This is a genomic window from Novipirellula caenicola, assembly GCF_039545035.1.
GTDB lineage: Bacteria > Planctomycetota > Planctomycetia > Pirellulales > Pirellulaceae > Novipirellula > Novipirellula caenicola.
In genome coordinates this window covers 124,258-138,476 of sequence record NZ_BAABRO010000001.1, presented here as the reverse complement: position 1 = coordinate 138,476, position 14,219 = coordinate 124,258, and the positions used below count along the sequence as shown (strand labels likewise).

The following is a 14,219-nucleotide window of genomic DNA, read 5'->3' as shown; positions in this document are numbered from 1 at the left end:
CGAATGGTAAATGGTCTTTGCAAGGCGAGGGCCGCCCGCGTCGGGTAGCGGTGAGGCGCGGGGGCGCCGCCCGGTTGCAACCAATAAAACGTTCGAAATTGACGGGGCGGCTCGTGCCGCTTCGCTATAAAAGTTATTTGGCTGGTCGATCATTTTTACCTTCCTACTCGATTCATTGCCGAGCCTTCTTGCTTCACTGAAGCTTGTTTTTATGTTTCGTCGTCTTCAAGCATGACTTCACGCGTCACCCCAATCGACTTTAGAAACGATACATCGTGGCTGACGACGATGATTGCGCCGTCATAGGCTTTTAGCCCCGATTCGACGGTTTCAATCGATTCAAGGTCCAAGTGATTGGTGGGTTCATCCAAGATCAGCAGCGGTGGGGGAACGGGACAGCCAAGGACGCACGCCAGTCCCGCTCGCAATAACTCGCCGCCGCTGAGCGTCGCTGCGACTTGCATCGCGGCTTCGCTGCGAAATTTGAAACGAGCCAACGCGGCTCGGCACTCATTCTCGCTCGACGAAGGGTTGATCCGCTTGTAATTTTCTCGCACGGTGCGGTCCATCTCCATAACACTGACGGCTTGGTCCAAGATCGCGAACTCGGACCGACGATCCACCGTGCCGCTCCAGGGCTGCAGGGTACCCGCGATCAACGCAACGAGCGTGGACTTGCCCGAGCCATTTCGGCCATTAATCGAAATTCGCTCAGGCCCTGTGATGGTCAGCGAGAAATCACGAACAATCGGACGCTCCGGCTCGAAACCGAACGTGACGTCATCGATGCGTAGGATGGACTTTGATGGATGGAGATTCGTGGACGGCAACTCGACTCGAAATGGATCGATGATTTCGATCTTTTCGCGTGCTTCACTCATTTTCTGGTTCGCTTGTTCTCGCAAACGAACGGATTCAAGATGTTTGTCCGCGGTTGTCTGTTCGCTCCGCTCCTTTCGTGCGCCTGCCAAGATTCGGGGCATCCCACCCTTCGTTACCGATTTTTTCCCTGTGCGATTCCGCCGCGACTGCCGCTGGACCTTGGCTTGGTTCCGTTTCGTCAGGCGGACTTCCTGTTTTTCGGCCTCCGCCAAATCTCGCTGGGCGGCCTGCCGTTCTCGAGTCTTCTGCGATTGATATTCGCTCCAATTTCCACCGTACGTTTTAACACCGAGCGACGTGAGTTCGATGATCGAATCCATTGACTCGAGTAATTCACGGTCATGGCTGATCACCACGGCACCAGCTTGCCAATTTTGAAGCAACTCAATAACCTGATTTCGTCCGTCACGATCGAGATTGTTGGTCGGTTCATCCAGTAGTAAAAAGTCGGCATTGGCAAAAACGAGTGACGCGATACCAACTCGCGTCCTTTGTCCGCCTGACATTTCTGCAAGACGCAAGTCTGCGGTGAAGGCGAGCCCAACGCGTGCGAGCGCGGATGTGATACGTGTTTCCAGCGTCCAATCGGCTGCGGAAAAATCAGCTTCGCTGCCAACGCCACGCTCGATCCGTTGCAATGTTGCAAATTCATTCCCGACCCCAAATAGATCCGCAATCGTCAACTGCGGATCGGCCTGGACCGATTGATTGAGCACGGCGATCGTTCCTGCCGTCACGATGCTTCCCTTGCTTGGTAGCAGTTGCCCTTGAATCAGTTTCAGCAGCGTCGATTTGCCGACGCCGTTGCGGCCGACAATCGCGGTGCGGCACAATCCAAAGTGGACGTTCAGGTTGGTGAAGATTGGAGTCTGGTTGGGAAATCGGAAGCTAACATCCGAGACGGAAATCGATTTGGCCATGAATTGAACGCGTCCAGCGGTGGAGGTACAAGTTTCCTGTAGCGATACCGTTTGCGCTGATCGAGTTTTTCATGATAGTCCTGCAATTCCGATGGAAATGGATTGACATATCTCTGTCTGGCGACAATTTGACACGCTGTGCGAACATCAGGTTCACAACGAAGTCCAGATTTTTGTCGGACTCTCTTGTGGTATGGTCGCTGTTAGCTCGGATGAGGACAACATTTCAGCAGCGATCCGTGACCGTGCCACCAAACCACCAACAGCAGCATTTCTAAATCGTTGAGCTGCCTTGATTTAGCGTGGCTACGACGCCAGCGAGTTGCGACGACCCTAAAGAACTCGGCGGTTAGGCAGACAAAAAGATCGGTGCGACAGAAACATTTCGCGAAGCAGGCTGGGCGATTTTAATCTTTCTGTCGCACCAATGTTTCTGTCGTCAGTTACGGCATGGACAGACGGAGCCATCGAGGGATCGCATGCCTTGATGACGAGAGGGCGCGGATAAAGAAGGTGCCGAGTATAGCAGTCGACTTGCCGCGATCGTCGACATGGGCTTGGGATGCGGTTGGGTAGAAAGAAAGATTGGTGCGACAGAAACATTTCGCTAGGCAGAAGGGGAAATTTTAATCTTTCTGTCGCACCAATGTTTTTGTCGTCAACTGCGGACTGGACAGACGGAGCCATTGAGGGATCACGTGCCTTGATGACCAGAGTTCGCCAATAGAGAAGATGCCGAGTATAGCAAGCGACATGCCGCAATCGTCGAATTAGGTTGGGGCTGCGGTTGGGCAGACAGAAAGATTGGTGCGACAGAAACATTTCGATTGGCAGACGGGGCGATTTTAATCTTTCTGTCGCACCAATTTTTCTGTCGTCAATTACGTCATGGACAGACGGAGCCATCGAGGGATCGCATGCCTTGATGACGAGAGGGCGCGGATAAAGAATGTGCTGTGTATAGCAGTCGACTTGTCACGATCGTCGACTTGGGATGGGGATGCGGTTGGATAGACAAAAAGATTTATGCGACAGGAAAATTTCGCGAAGCAGGCTGGGCGATTTTAATCTTTCTGTCGCACCAATGTTTCTGTCGTCAATTACGTTATGGACAGACGGAGCCATCGAGGGATCGCATGCCTTGATGACGAAAGTTCGCGGATGAAGAAGGTGCCGTATATAGCGGCCGACTTGCCGCGATCGTCGACATGGATGGCTTTGCGGTTGGGTAGACAGAAAGATTGGTGCGACAGAAACATTTCGCGAGGCAGACGGGGCGTTTTAATTTTTCTGTCGCACCAATGTTTCTGTCCATAATTCCGGCCTGGACAGACAGAGCAATCGAGGGATCGTAGGCCTTGATGACGAGAGTTCGCCGATAAAGAAGGTGCTGTGTATAGCCGCCGACTTGCCGCAATCGTCGGCTTGGGCTTGGGATGGGGAAACGGTTGGGTAGACAGAAAGATTGGTGCGACAGAAACATTTCGCGAGGCAGACGGAGCGATGTTGATCTTTCTGTCGTACTAATGTCTTTGTCGTTAATTGCGGTCTGCGTAGACCAGTAACCGTGGTATCGTGTATCCGGATGACGAGAATATACAATCTGATGTGGTTCGGAGTGAAGCGAATCGCATTTGGGAAATATGCGAACTGTGATGTTTCTCCGGTAAGATTAGCTGAAAGATTGCTGCGACTGCACAAGGATGTTGGTTAGGTGAAGGTCCTATGTCATCTTGCCATCTTGAACTTTTAGCTTCTCTTTATCACAACGCACAGAGTTATTATGCCGGTTCATTGCGAGATCCCGTTTCAGCGAATCTGTGACGATGAGATGCGAGCGATCGACTATCCCGTTGTAAGTTTCGTGTTCGCGACGCACCAAAAAATAGGTTGCCTCGCAGACGAGGGGGTATATCAAAGAGAGCTTTTGAGAGTCTTGCAGGGCAACAATCTTGACGGACAAATTGAGGTTCCGGTTGAACTGTCGTTTCGAGATTTCTCAATCCCTCTCAAATTGGATCTCGCACTCGAAAAGAAAGTGATCTATGAACTTAAAACGGTTTCGACATTATCTGGCAAGCACGTCTCTCAGTTACTGAACTACTTGTACTTAACCGATGCGAGTCATGGGAAGTTGATCAATTTTCGACCTCGCACGGTACAGATGCGGTTCGTGAATGCGACCGTTGACTCGGTTGAGCGACGCCGTTTCGATTTTGATTTATCTGCTTTCTGTGGGGATCTTGAACTCTGCTTGCTCGTGAAGGAGTTGGTCAAGGATTGGGGCACCGGACTCGATGCATCGCTTTATCGACGTGCAATCTTGCACTGCACTAGACAAGACGTGACGCGAGAGGAAATGTTGCCAATGCGATCAGACGGTACGTCGCTGGGGTGCCAAAGATTCCATTTGCTGTCGTCTGATATCGCACTGAGCGTAACCACGTATAAAAACTGCACAAAGCAAAACCGACGTGATTTCGAAAAAATAATCGCGCTCAGTCCGGTTCGTCGCTTGCACTGGCTCAACATCGTCCATCACAAGGTTCAACTAACAACGATCGAGCGGCAATGACTCTGCGTTTGGGTAGACAGAAAGAGTCGTGCGACAGAAAATTTTCTCGATGCAGGCTGGACGGTTTTGATCTTTCTGTCACACCAATGTTTCTATCGTTAATTTGCGGGCTGACCAGACCGGGTAGTCGTTGACTCGCGAAACCGGTTTCTGAGCCAGGTCGACTGAGGAAGTTGGGGAGTGAAGCAACTGGCTTTCATCGGCATTCAAGTCGCGATGGTTCTGCTGTTGTGTAGACAGAAAGATTGGTGCGACAGAAACATTTCGCGATGCAAGCCGGGCGATTTCAATCTTTCTGTCGCACCAATGTTTCTGTCGTTAATCTACGACGTGACCAGACCGAGCAATCGTCGACTCACGAATCCTATTTCTGAGAGGTGTCGACGGAGGCGTTGCGGTGTGAAGCAGCTGGCTTCCTTCGGCATTCGACTTGCGATGGTTCTGCTGTTGAGTAGACAGAAAGATTGGTGCGACAGAAAAATTTCGCGTTGCTGGCTGGGCGATTTTAATCTTTCTGTCGCACCAATTTGTCGGTCGTTAATCTGCGACGTGACCAGACCGAGCAATCGTCGACTCACGAATCCTATTTCTGATAAGTGTCGACGGAGGCGTTGCGGTGTGAAGCAGCTGGCTTCCTGCGGCATTCGACTCGCGCTGGATCTGCTGTGGAGTAGACAGAAAGATTGGTGCGACAGAAAAATTTCGCGATGCAAGCCGGGTGATTCTAATCTTTTTGTCGCACCAATGTTTCTGTCGTTAATCTACGACGTGACCAGACCGGGTAGTCGTTGATTCGTGATTACGGTTTCTGAGAGGTGTCGTCTGAGGAGTTGCGGTGTGAATCAACTCGCTTTCACCGACACTCGACTTGCGATGGATATGCTGTTGAGTAGACAGAAAGATTGGTGCGACAGAAAAATTTCGCGATGCAGGCTGGGCGATTTCATTCTTTCTGTCGCACCAATGTTTCTGTCGTAAATCTACGGCGTGACCAGACCGAGCAATCGTCGACTCACGAATCCTATTTCTGAGAGGTGTCGACGGAGGAGTTGCGGGGTGAAGCAGCTGGCTTCCTTCGGCATTCGACTTGCGATGGTTCTGCTGTGGAGTTGACAGAAAGATTGGTGCGACAGAAACATTTCGCTAGGCAGACGGGGCGATTTTAATCTTTCTGTCGCACCGATGTTTCTGTCGCTTGAATCGACGTTACGTCGGGTGGGAGATTGGATGTCTTGTGGAGCGGTGGGGAATGGGGCTTCCCGGGGGATGCTGATAGAGACTGCTGATTTAGTGGCATTGATTACAGGCCGGAGGCCGACACACCCGCTGCCGGTGGCGTGAGCTACCGGCTAGTGGAGATGGGAAAACATAGCCCAGCGGGCGACATACCCTCGGTCCGTGTTTCGGCCTCCGGTCTATACGATTGCTTCTAAACCAGCGATCATTAATAGCTGTGGGGGTCGAGTTTGACTTTGCCTCGGAAAATCCAGTAGATCGTGACGGTGTAGCTGAGCACACAGGGCATTCCGATCGCGGCGATGATCAACATCGTGCCAAGGGTCTGCTGGCTGCTGCGGGCGTTGTCGAGCGTGACACTAAACGCGGGATCGATCGTTGAGAGCATGAAGTTGGGAAAGATCGCGACGCTGAATAACGCTGCAAACGCCAAGATGACCATGGATGAGGTGAAGAACGCATAGCCAGGTTTGCCCAAATGCATCGCTCGCGGGATATTCATCACCGCTAACGCATTCAATATCGGCACGACCCAGAGAACGGGGTTCGCCGCTATGTTCTCGGTCGCATGCGGAACATGCCACCATGTGGCTATCGTCACGATGACATATAGTCCTGCGAACACGTAAAACAGCCGCGGGATCGCTCGTCGAACACGGTCTTGCAGTTCATCTTCGGTTTTTAAATACAGATAGATCGCACCATGCAGTGCAAATAGTGAAACCGTCAACCCGCCAACAAGCAGCGGGTACCAATAGATCTGGCTCAGCAAACTGCCTTCGTATTTGTATTTCGGCCCTAGTTCCATGCCCGCCATGACGTTCCCCGCGGCAATACCAAGCAGCGCCGCTGCCGTTACCGAGGAGAGAAAAAAGCCTGTGTCCCAGACCGATCGCCAACGCTTCGATTGGACTTTCGAACGGAATTCGAGGCTGACCGCGCGACCGATCAAACACGTCAACAACAAAAAGAAGGCGGTGTAAAAACTACTAAACACCGTTGCGTAGGCGACTGGAAATGCGGCAAAGAGTGCTCCGCCAAAGGTCACTAACCAGACTTCGTTGCCGTCCCATAGCGGGCCAATCGAATTCATCACCAAACGACGCTCGCGATCGTCTTGGGCGATGAACGGATGTAGAATCCCGACGCCTAGATCAAACCCATCCAGGATCGCGTAGCCACAAAGCAACACGCCCAAAAGCACGAACCAGATAAACGTCAGCGCTTCGTAACTCATCGTACTCCCTCTTCCATCAATCCGCCGCCTCGATTCGTGCCTTGGTGGCTAATGGCTTCGGGAATTGATTCTTCGTTGTACTCGCCGCGGAGTCGACGTTTGTACCGTGTCAATTCCTCGGGCGTTTCCGGCCCATGCTGAATTTTATGGTTCAGCACAAACACCCATACTGCAAACAGCAGCGAATAGATGATGCCAAACAAGATGATTGAACTGAGCACCTGTTCGGCCGTCACCGACTCACTTAAACCGTCGGCGGTTCGCAATCCCATCATCTCGACGCCTGCTTGCACCGACGGGTAGACGATCCAAGGTTGTCGTCCAACCTCGGCGGTGATCCAGCCAGCTTGATTGGCTGTCATCGCCGCCACAGGCATCACAACGATTGTCCACAGCAGCCATCGGCGTTTTTCGAGCGATCCACGGTACCATGACCAACACGCCATCGCTGCCACGATGATCATCATCGTTCCAAGCCCGACCATCACGTGAAACGTTTGGAATGGTAACCACACCGGAGGCCGCTGATCCTCGGGAATCTGATCCATGCCGGGCACCGGTTTCGCCGGATCGTTGTAGACCATCAAACTTAGCAAACGCGGGACCTGGATACCGAAATGCACTTTCTCGTTCTTGGCATCGGGCCAACCAAACAGGTAGAGTCCGGTGGGGGCATCACTGCTGTGAAAATGAGCCTCCATCGCAGCCAGTTTGGCGGGTTGCGTTTCTACTAGTTTTTGAGCGGAGTCGTGTCCCGTCAGTGCGGCCATTAGGGTGAACAGCAACGCCGATGGTAGCGCGATCGACAAACACCGCCGGGCCACGGCGAGATGACGTTTCTGCAACAAGTAGAACGAACATACCGATGCCACAAAAAACGCACCCAGCACCAAGGCTCCGATCAGGGTGTGTGTCAGCCGATCGACCGAGGACGGATTGAGCACCATTGCCCAGAAATCGGTCACCTCGGCGCGAGGCATCATCTCGCCTTGAACGTCGTGCCAAACGATGTGGTAACCGGCGGGCGTTTGTTGCCAGCTGTTGGCGACGACGATCCAGACGGCGCTGAAGACCGATCCCAGAAACACCATCAACGTGCTGAACAGGTGCATCTTCACGCCGACACGGTCCCAGCCGAACACCAATACCGCTAGAAAACCACTCTCCAGGAAGAAGGCAAAAATGCCCTCGGCGGCCAACGCCGATCCAAACACGTCACCGACGAAGCGTGAATAGGCAGCCCAATTGGTCCCGAACTCGAACTCCATCACGATGCCGGTCGCCACCCCCATGGCGAAATTGACGGCAAAAACACGGGTCCAAAACCGTGCCGCCGCCTCCCATGCCACATCACGCGTGCGAAAGTAACGCCATTCGCATAAAAACAACTGCAGTCCCAATCCGATCGAAAGCGGAGGGAACAAATAGTGGAACATGATGGTGAGCGCGAACTGCAGTCGGCTGAGTATTTCAACGTCCATCCCATTTCCTTGTTCAGCGTGTTCCCACTTATTGTCACGAAAAACAATCGGCTGCAAAGATGCGGCAGAGAACGAGTATGTCCTAATCGTATCGCAACCGAATGCGTTGTGCACGGACGCACGGCAACGACGACACAATCGTGCGTTGGGGATCATCGAAAGGAGTCGAAAACGCAGAATTGCAATACAATGGAAGATGGCATCCGAATTGCCATGGAGTGATAACGCAAGCGAGTTTTGACGTGTCTTTTCCGACACGTGGATCGCATCCTCATTCGATGCTTACCGGAGTTCATCATGCGTGTTTTACTAGCGAACGATTCCTCGCAACACTCCAAGGCGGCAGCCGACTATTTACTGTCGCTGCCGTTTCGCCGTCCGATCGATTTGGACATCGTTTCGGCAGTGGTGCCACCGATGATGATCGATTCCGGGACGATGTTGATGCCCACGGATCTGGGGTTGTTTCTCGATGAAGAATGTGAGGCGGCGAAACAGCGGGTCGAACAAACGGCGACGGAATTAGGCGGCCGCGTGCATTCGTTAAGTACGCATGTACCAGTCGGATCGCCGTCGACGGAACTGTTGAACGTCGCGGAGGACACCGATGCCGATTTGATTGTGCTCGGAGCGGTTGGACATTCGGCGCTGCAACGTGTGCTGCTAGGCAGCATTTCTGATTACGTGGCAACGCACAGCGGCACGTCGACGTTGATCGTCCGTCCGTTGCGTGAATCCAGCGAAGCTCCTTCGCTTCGCAAAATTGTGATCGCGTTGTCGGGACGTCCCGAAGATCAACGAATGATTGATTGGTTGCGACCATTTAAATGGGCCGGGGGAATCGAAGTCCATTTAGTGCGAATCTTGCACGTCAATTCATTCTATCGACAAGACATTCGGCAAAAGGCGTCCGAGTTTTGGACCGACTATTTAAGACAAGCTCACGAACATATGTTAGGGCTAGAGTCTGTCATCCAAGACATGGGGCTGAACACCGAAACCCATTTGGTCGAAGGAGACCATATTGGTGAGTCGTTGATCCAGTACGCTGACGAACATGGCTGCGATCTCATGATGATTGGCGACAGTGATAGCGGGTTGTTGACTCGGGTATTTCTAGGCAGCACGTCACGTTACGTGCTTCGTCACGCCCATTGCAGCGTGCTGATTGTGCGTGACAAACATGATCATCGCGAAGCAAAGCAAGCGGCTGCAGCGAAAACTCACGCAACGGCTCATTAACACTTCCTACCAATGTTGCTGTGGCAGGCTCTGCGGCGCTGGGCTGATGCATCTACTTTGACGCTGGGCGGGGGGATGTCGCGCCGCACCGCTGCAAAAATAGATGCATTGGGCTCGCGGGGCGAGCGCGACCCAAAGTAACGGTGTTGGACGCTACCCAAACGGTCTAGTCTGAGCGGTATACTCGTTGCGGTCGAATGAGTTGCGTCATGCCGTGAACGAAGTCGATCGTATCAAGAGATTGGTTTCGGAATCGTCGTCACGAAGAGGCATTGCATGATTCTTTGGTTTTTTGTGGTTGCCCAATTCGCGTTTGCGGCAGCGATCGTGCTGTCCGCTCAATGGGATCCGTTACCATGGTTGCAGCTGGCATTGGCGGCACCGGGAATTGCGTTGGCGATTTCGGCTTGGGTTGCGGTGGGGTTACGCAAGGTACGTGTGCATCCAAATCCGACAGAGAAAACACGGCTCGTTACGAGCGGGCCCTACTCGATCGTGCGACATCCGATGTACAGCGGTTTGCTCTGGTTCACGTTCATGTTGCTGGTGCCGCCCGTCTCGGTGTGGCGTGTCGCTGCATGGTTCGCGTTATTGGCAGTGCTGATGGCCAAGGCGAATTATGAAGAAAATGCGATGAGTGCGAGGTTTCCGCAGTATCCGCACTACATGAAAGAAGTCGGGGGGCTCGTTCCCAAGTTTTCAGGAAAAACGCAGAATTAGGTCTGCGAGTCGTGATCAGTTACCGATCGATGCATTGACAATGCCAAACTGATATACTTTGGCCAATGTAAGGGGGGCGGTACGCCGTCGCTTTCGGTTTGCTACCCCAATTTTCAACCGTCTCTGACCCTTGCGGAACCATGCGATGCAACGAAAAGATGCAAAACAGTTTGATCAGGAAGTTCTCGACCTCTACGACGATTACGCTCACGGACGATTGAACCGCCGCGAGTATGTGAGTCGATTGGCGGCGTTTGCTGTCGGTGGGCTTACGGTGGAAGCCTTGATGGCAAACTTGAGTCCCAACTATGCGTGGGCTCAGCAAGTGGATCCGAATGACCCTCGCATCAAAACAGAAACGGCCTCCTACGACTCACCCAAAGGTGCGGGGGAAATGAAGGGGCTGCTGGCTCGTCCAGCCGAAGGCACCAAATTTCCCGCGGTGTTGGTCATTCACGAAAATCGGGGACTGAATCCCTACATCGAAGACGTCGCGCGTCGCTTGGCCACCGATGGATTCCTAGCGTTTGCACCGGATGCGTTGACGCCGCTGGGAGGCTATCCAGGCAACGATGACGAAGGCCGCGCGATGCAGGCCAAGCGTGATCGCGATGAAATGACACAAGACTTCATCGCGGCTGCCAAATTCTTGGACACCCACGATCTGTCGACCGGCAAAGTGGGGGCGGTGGGTTTCTGTTTTGGTGGTGGCGTGGTGAATCAATTGGCCGTGCAGATCCCGGATGTCATCGACGCGGCGGTGCCCTTTTATGGCAGCCAACCCGACGTCAGCGATGTGCCAAAAATTGGTGCCCCGTTGTTGATTCATAACGCGGAACTCGATCGCCGGATCTTGGCAGGCGCTCCAGCGTTTGAGCAAGCATTGAAAGAGAACAACAAGCCGTTCGAAGCGTTTGTGTACGCCGGAGTGAACCATGGTTTTCACAACGATACGACGCCACGCTACGACAAGGATGCTGCCAAGCTAGCCTGGCAACGCACGGTCGCGTTCTTCAAAAAGCACTTGGTCTAGTGCCCGAATCACTTGGAAGGGGCAACAGGTGAGAGAGAAGTTTGGATTGTGATCTAAACGACGTCTCCGCGGCCGATCATTTTGATCGGCACGGGGGGCACCATGGCGGCCATCGGGTCCAGCGACACGGTGGCGCGGACTGCACGTCGACATCGGCCGCTTCCATTTTGGATCAGGCGATCATCACTGATCGCAGCAGGGCGGTTGGCATCGGAAATGCGGCGTGATCGGATCCGCCGCGGACGCTTGACTACGACAGCACGTTGACTTGATTGGCGATTCGCTTGACGCCCGGAGTCGTGCGAGCAATCGTCAGCACGGACGTCCTGTCGCTTGAATTGTTCACGGTACCGCTTAATCGCACGTGCCCGTTCTCATCACTGGCGACTTCAATTTCATTGAACCCAAGTCGCTGTAATGACGCACGTAGCCTCGATTCTATACTGTCTTTCATGACTCAGTCCCTAACGTGGGTGCCCCCTTAGTCTGTCCGTGCGTTTACCGGCCTGGAGCATACACGGAATACAGCATCAATAGCAATCCAGGTTAAATATTATATGCTTGCTTTTATGGTGATGTTGGCGGTGGAGGCGGCAATTGCAGAGTCGCCGCGTCCTGGGTCAACGATTGTTGGTATAGCTTCAACAGGCTATAAACCGATTGAAATTCGGGCCTTTCCGATAGCCCCTGAAAGCGGGGGTCGCTGTTGGCGACGTGGAAGTGGTCGAGCGTGATCTGCAGTTGCTCGGGCGTCGTGGGGATGCCATCGAGAAACAGCGACGATGGTAATGCGAGGTAGTTTTTCCATTGATCGTCGAGCAGGTCGTACAATTTTGGCGACAGTTGGACCAATTGAGCACGGAGTCCCTCGGTATGCGTCGCCGCATGTTGCTGGATCCATCCGCTCTGTTGGTCGGCTCCGGTGACCGGAATTGGCGGGGTCGTACGTGGATTGGCGTAACTTGCAATCGTTTGAGTCAACTGGTCTGCCAGTGGAGGCACGATGACGGGTTGGCCCGGAGCGGGGCTGCGGTAATAGGCGCCGGTGGACCATGGATCGACCTGCAGCACCGACCCGTCAATGGAAACGCCGGCGAACAATCCGCGAGTTCGCGAATAGGTATAGATTTCGGCTTGCAATTGACCATCGGTCGCCACGGCGGTTTCCCGCCCGACGGGGCCCGCAGCCGCTGCCGCATCAGCGCCGAGCGTCAACTTTCCTGACAAGATCCCTTGGACACTTCGTTCTGTTTTAAAAACCAGGATGATGTCCGAGGACTGCACTCCGACTTGCCATCCGATGTTTCCGCCGGTCAACGTGATAAAGACCGGAGCGTGCCAAACGCCTTCGGGTTCCCGCACGAACAACAGTCCTCGGCCACGACGGGCTCCGACGATGAAGCTGCCTTTGATCACATTGGGAACAATGGCCACCGCATTGGCGTCGTACAACATCGCTTGAGGGATACGGTTCAGCGGTGCGGTCATCGCTTCGTTAAAAACGACCGCCGAGGCTTGCATGACCTGTTCTTCCACCAGCTGAGCGTGAGAGGTCGACGGCAGCAAAATGGACGTCAACGCGAGCGTCATTGCGGCAAGGCGATGGGAGGGTTTCATCATTACATTCTTCGCGAAAGTGGATCGAGATTCCTCGGCGATCAAGACAGTCCAGCATGTGTTGTGCCAATGAAGTGTAGGGCATCTTGTCAAATAAATGAACACGAACCGGCGTGCCATCGCATGGGCTTTGACACCGGCGGCACATGGAATTGACTATATTAGCGATCCGTATGGAGCCTCCCCCCAATTTCTTTCCCCTGATGCGATCTCAACGGCGGTAGCGGATGATTCTTAGACGACGGACCCGGCACATGCTTGCATTGACTGCGATTTGGATAGCCATGGCCGCGGTGGATGCCGCCGCGGAAATGCCAAATCTGCCGTTTCATGCGATCGCTGCGAAAGACACACTCAATCCGCCCGAGGAGGTTTCGGACGACGCACGCCACTGTTTGATGGGTTTGGTCTGGCCGCCGACCGCGTTCGAGGTCTCATGCGAACCAGCACTGCCGGGCAACGGTGACGCGGTTGCGGTGTTTCCCTCGCCGCTGCCGAGCGGTGATCCGCGGAACGACCGCGTGTCGATGGAGTGCTATTTTGCGCTCGATGAAGATGGTACTCCGATCACAGCGCCGGCCGTTGTGGTGGTGCACGAATCGGGATCAAAGATGGCGGTCGGAAGAGTGTTCGCACGAGGATTCCAGACCTGCGGCGTCCACGCGTTCCTGATCCATTTGCCCTATTACGGCAATCGACGCTCGGCCGAGCAGCGACCCGATCGAAAAAAGCTGATCGACGCGATCCCGCAAGCGGTTGCGGATGTCCGCCGAGCTCGCGATGCCGTCGCAGCGATGCCATATGTCCAGGATGCTCGTGTGTCTTTGCAAGGCACCAGTCTAGGCGGGTTTGTCTCCGCAACCAGTGCTTGTTTGGACAGCGGTGCCGAAGGCTGCGGATACGATAACGTTTTCCTGCTGCTGGCTGGTGGCAATTTGATGCAGGTGATTCAAAGTGGGCGGAAGGATGCGGCGAAGTTCCGTCAACAGCTACAGCAATCCGGACTCTCGTTGGACCAGATTGCGGAGATCGTTAACCGCGTCGAGCCACTGAGACTGGCTCATCGTTTGAACCCCAAACACACATGGTTATACTCGGCCGATTATGATCAAGTGGTTCCGATCCAAAACGCCATCGATCTGGCTCACACCGCCCGACTGGATCCAAGTCACCATGTGCGAATGCTTGGGAACCACTACTCGGGCTTTGTCTACATTCCCTTTGTGATTCCTAAAATGGCAAAGGTCATTCACGAAAATTAGCCACGTGATTCCCA

Annotated in this window: 10 protein-coding genes; 5 read left to right on the top strand and 5 right to left on the bottom strand. The window is 53.7% G+C overall.

Going from position 1 to position 14,219, the window contains the following annotated elements; all coding sequences use genetic code 11:
- Positions 1-209: 209 nt before the first annotated feature.
- Positions 210-1,802, bottom strand: a complete 1,593-nt coding sequence (locus ABEA92_RS00490) for an ABC-F family ATP-binding cassette domain-containing protein (RefSeq protein ID WP_345681737.1) — start codon at positions 1,800-1,802, stop codon at positions 210-212.
- 1,831 nt (positions 1,803-3,633) lie between these two features.
- Here ABEA92_RS00490 and ABEA92_RS00485 point away from each other — a divergent pair.
- A complete protein-coding gene (locus tag ABEA92_RS00485; RefSeq protein WP_345681736.1) occupies positions 3,634-4,377 on the top strand; it encodes a GxxExxY protein in 744 nt (247 codons plus the stop codon).
- Positions 4,378-5,821: 1,444 nt separating this feature from the next.
- On the opposite strand, the gene cydB is transcribed toward ABEA92_RS00485, so the two are convergent.
- The gene (gene cydB / locus ABEA92_RS00480) at positions 5,822-6,850 is read right to left on the bottom strand and encodes a cytochrome d ubiquinol oxidase subunit II (RefSeq protein WP_345681735.1); all 1,029 of its coding nucleotides are present in this window, start codon (positions 6,848-6,850) and stop codon (positions 5,822-5,824) included.
- Positions 6,847-8,331, bottom strand: coding sequence for a cytochrome ubiquinol oxidase subunit I (locus ABEA92_RS00475; protein ID WP_345681734.1), 1,485 nt, complete (start codon positions 8,329-8,331; stop codon positions 6,847-6,849). The genes cydB and ABEA92_RS00475 overlap by 4 nt, the downstream gene beginning before the upstream one ends.
- A gap of 297 nt (positions 8,332-8,628) precedes the next feature.
- Here ABEA92_RS00475 and ABEA92_RS00470 point away from each other — a divergent pair, with 297 nt between their 5' ends.
- The 3 genes from ABEA92_RS00470 (at position 8,629) to ABEA92_RS00460 (ending at position 11,326) form a co-directional block, all read left to right on the top strand.
- Positions 8,629-9,573, top strand: coding sequence for a universal stress protein (locus ABEA92_RS00470; protein ID WP_345681733.1), 945 nt, complete (start codon positions 8,629-8,631; stop codon positions 9,571-9,573).
- 240 nt (positions 9,574-9,813) lie between these two features.
- Positions 9,814-10,293: a methyltransferase family protein gene (locus tag ABEA92_RS00465; RefSeq protein ID WP_345682523.1), complete on the top strand. Its 480-nt coding sequence runs from the start codon at positions 9,814-9,816 to the stop codon at positions 10,291-10,293.
- 145 nt (positions 10,294-10,438) lie between these two features.
- Positions 10,439-11,326: a dienelactone hydrolase family protein gene (locus ABEA92_RS00460; RefSeq protein ID WP_345681732.1), complete on the top strand. Its 888-nt coding sequence runs from the start codon at positions 10,439-10,441 to the stop codon at positions 11,324-11,326.
- Positions 11,327-11,576: 250 nt separating this feature from the next.
- Here the strand turns inward: ABEA92_RS00460 and ABEA92_RS00455 are convergent, their stop codons facing one another.
- Positions 11,577-11,780: a BON domain-containing protein gene (locus tag ABEA92_RS00455; RefSeq protein ID WP_345681730.1), complete on the bottom strand. Its 204-nt coding sequence runs from the start codon at positions 11,778-11,780 to the stop codon at positions 11,577-11,579.
- 113 nt (positions 11,781-11,893) lie between these two features.
- Positions 11,894-12,946 carry a lipid-binding SYLF domain-containing protein gene (locus tag ABEA92_RS00450; RefSeq protein WP_345681729.1) on the bottom strand — a complete coding sequence of 351 codons (1,053 nt, stop codon included), beginning with the start codon at positions 12,944-12,946 and terminating at the stop codon, positions 11,894-11,896.
- 251 nt (positions 12,947-13,197) lie between these two features.
- Between ABEA92_RS00450 and ABEA92_RS00445 the strand changes: the two genes are divergently transcribed.
- Complete coding sequence (locus ABEA92_RS00445; protein WP_345681728.1) at positions 13,198-14,205, top strand: dienelactone hydrolase family protein; 1,008 nt, start codon at positions 13,198-13,200, stop codon at positions 14,203-14,205.
- Positions 14,206-14,219 lie beyond the last annotated feature (14 nt).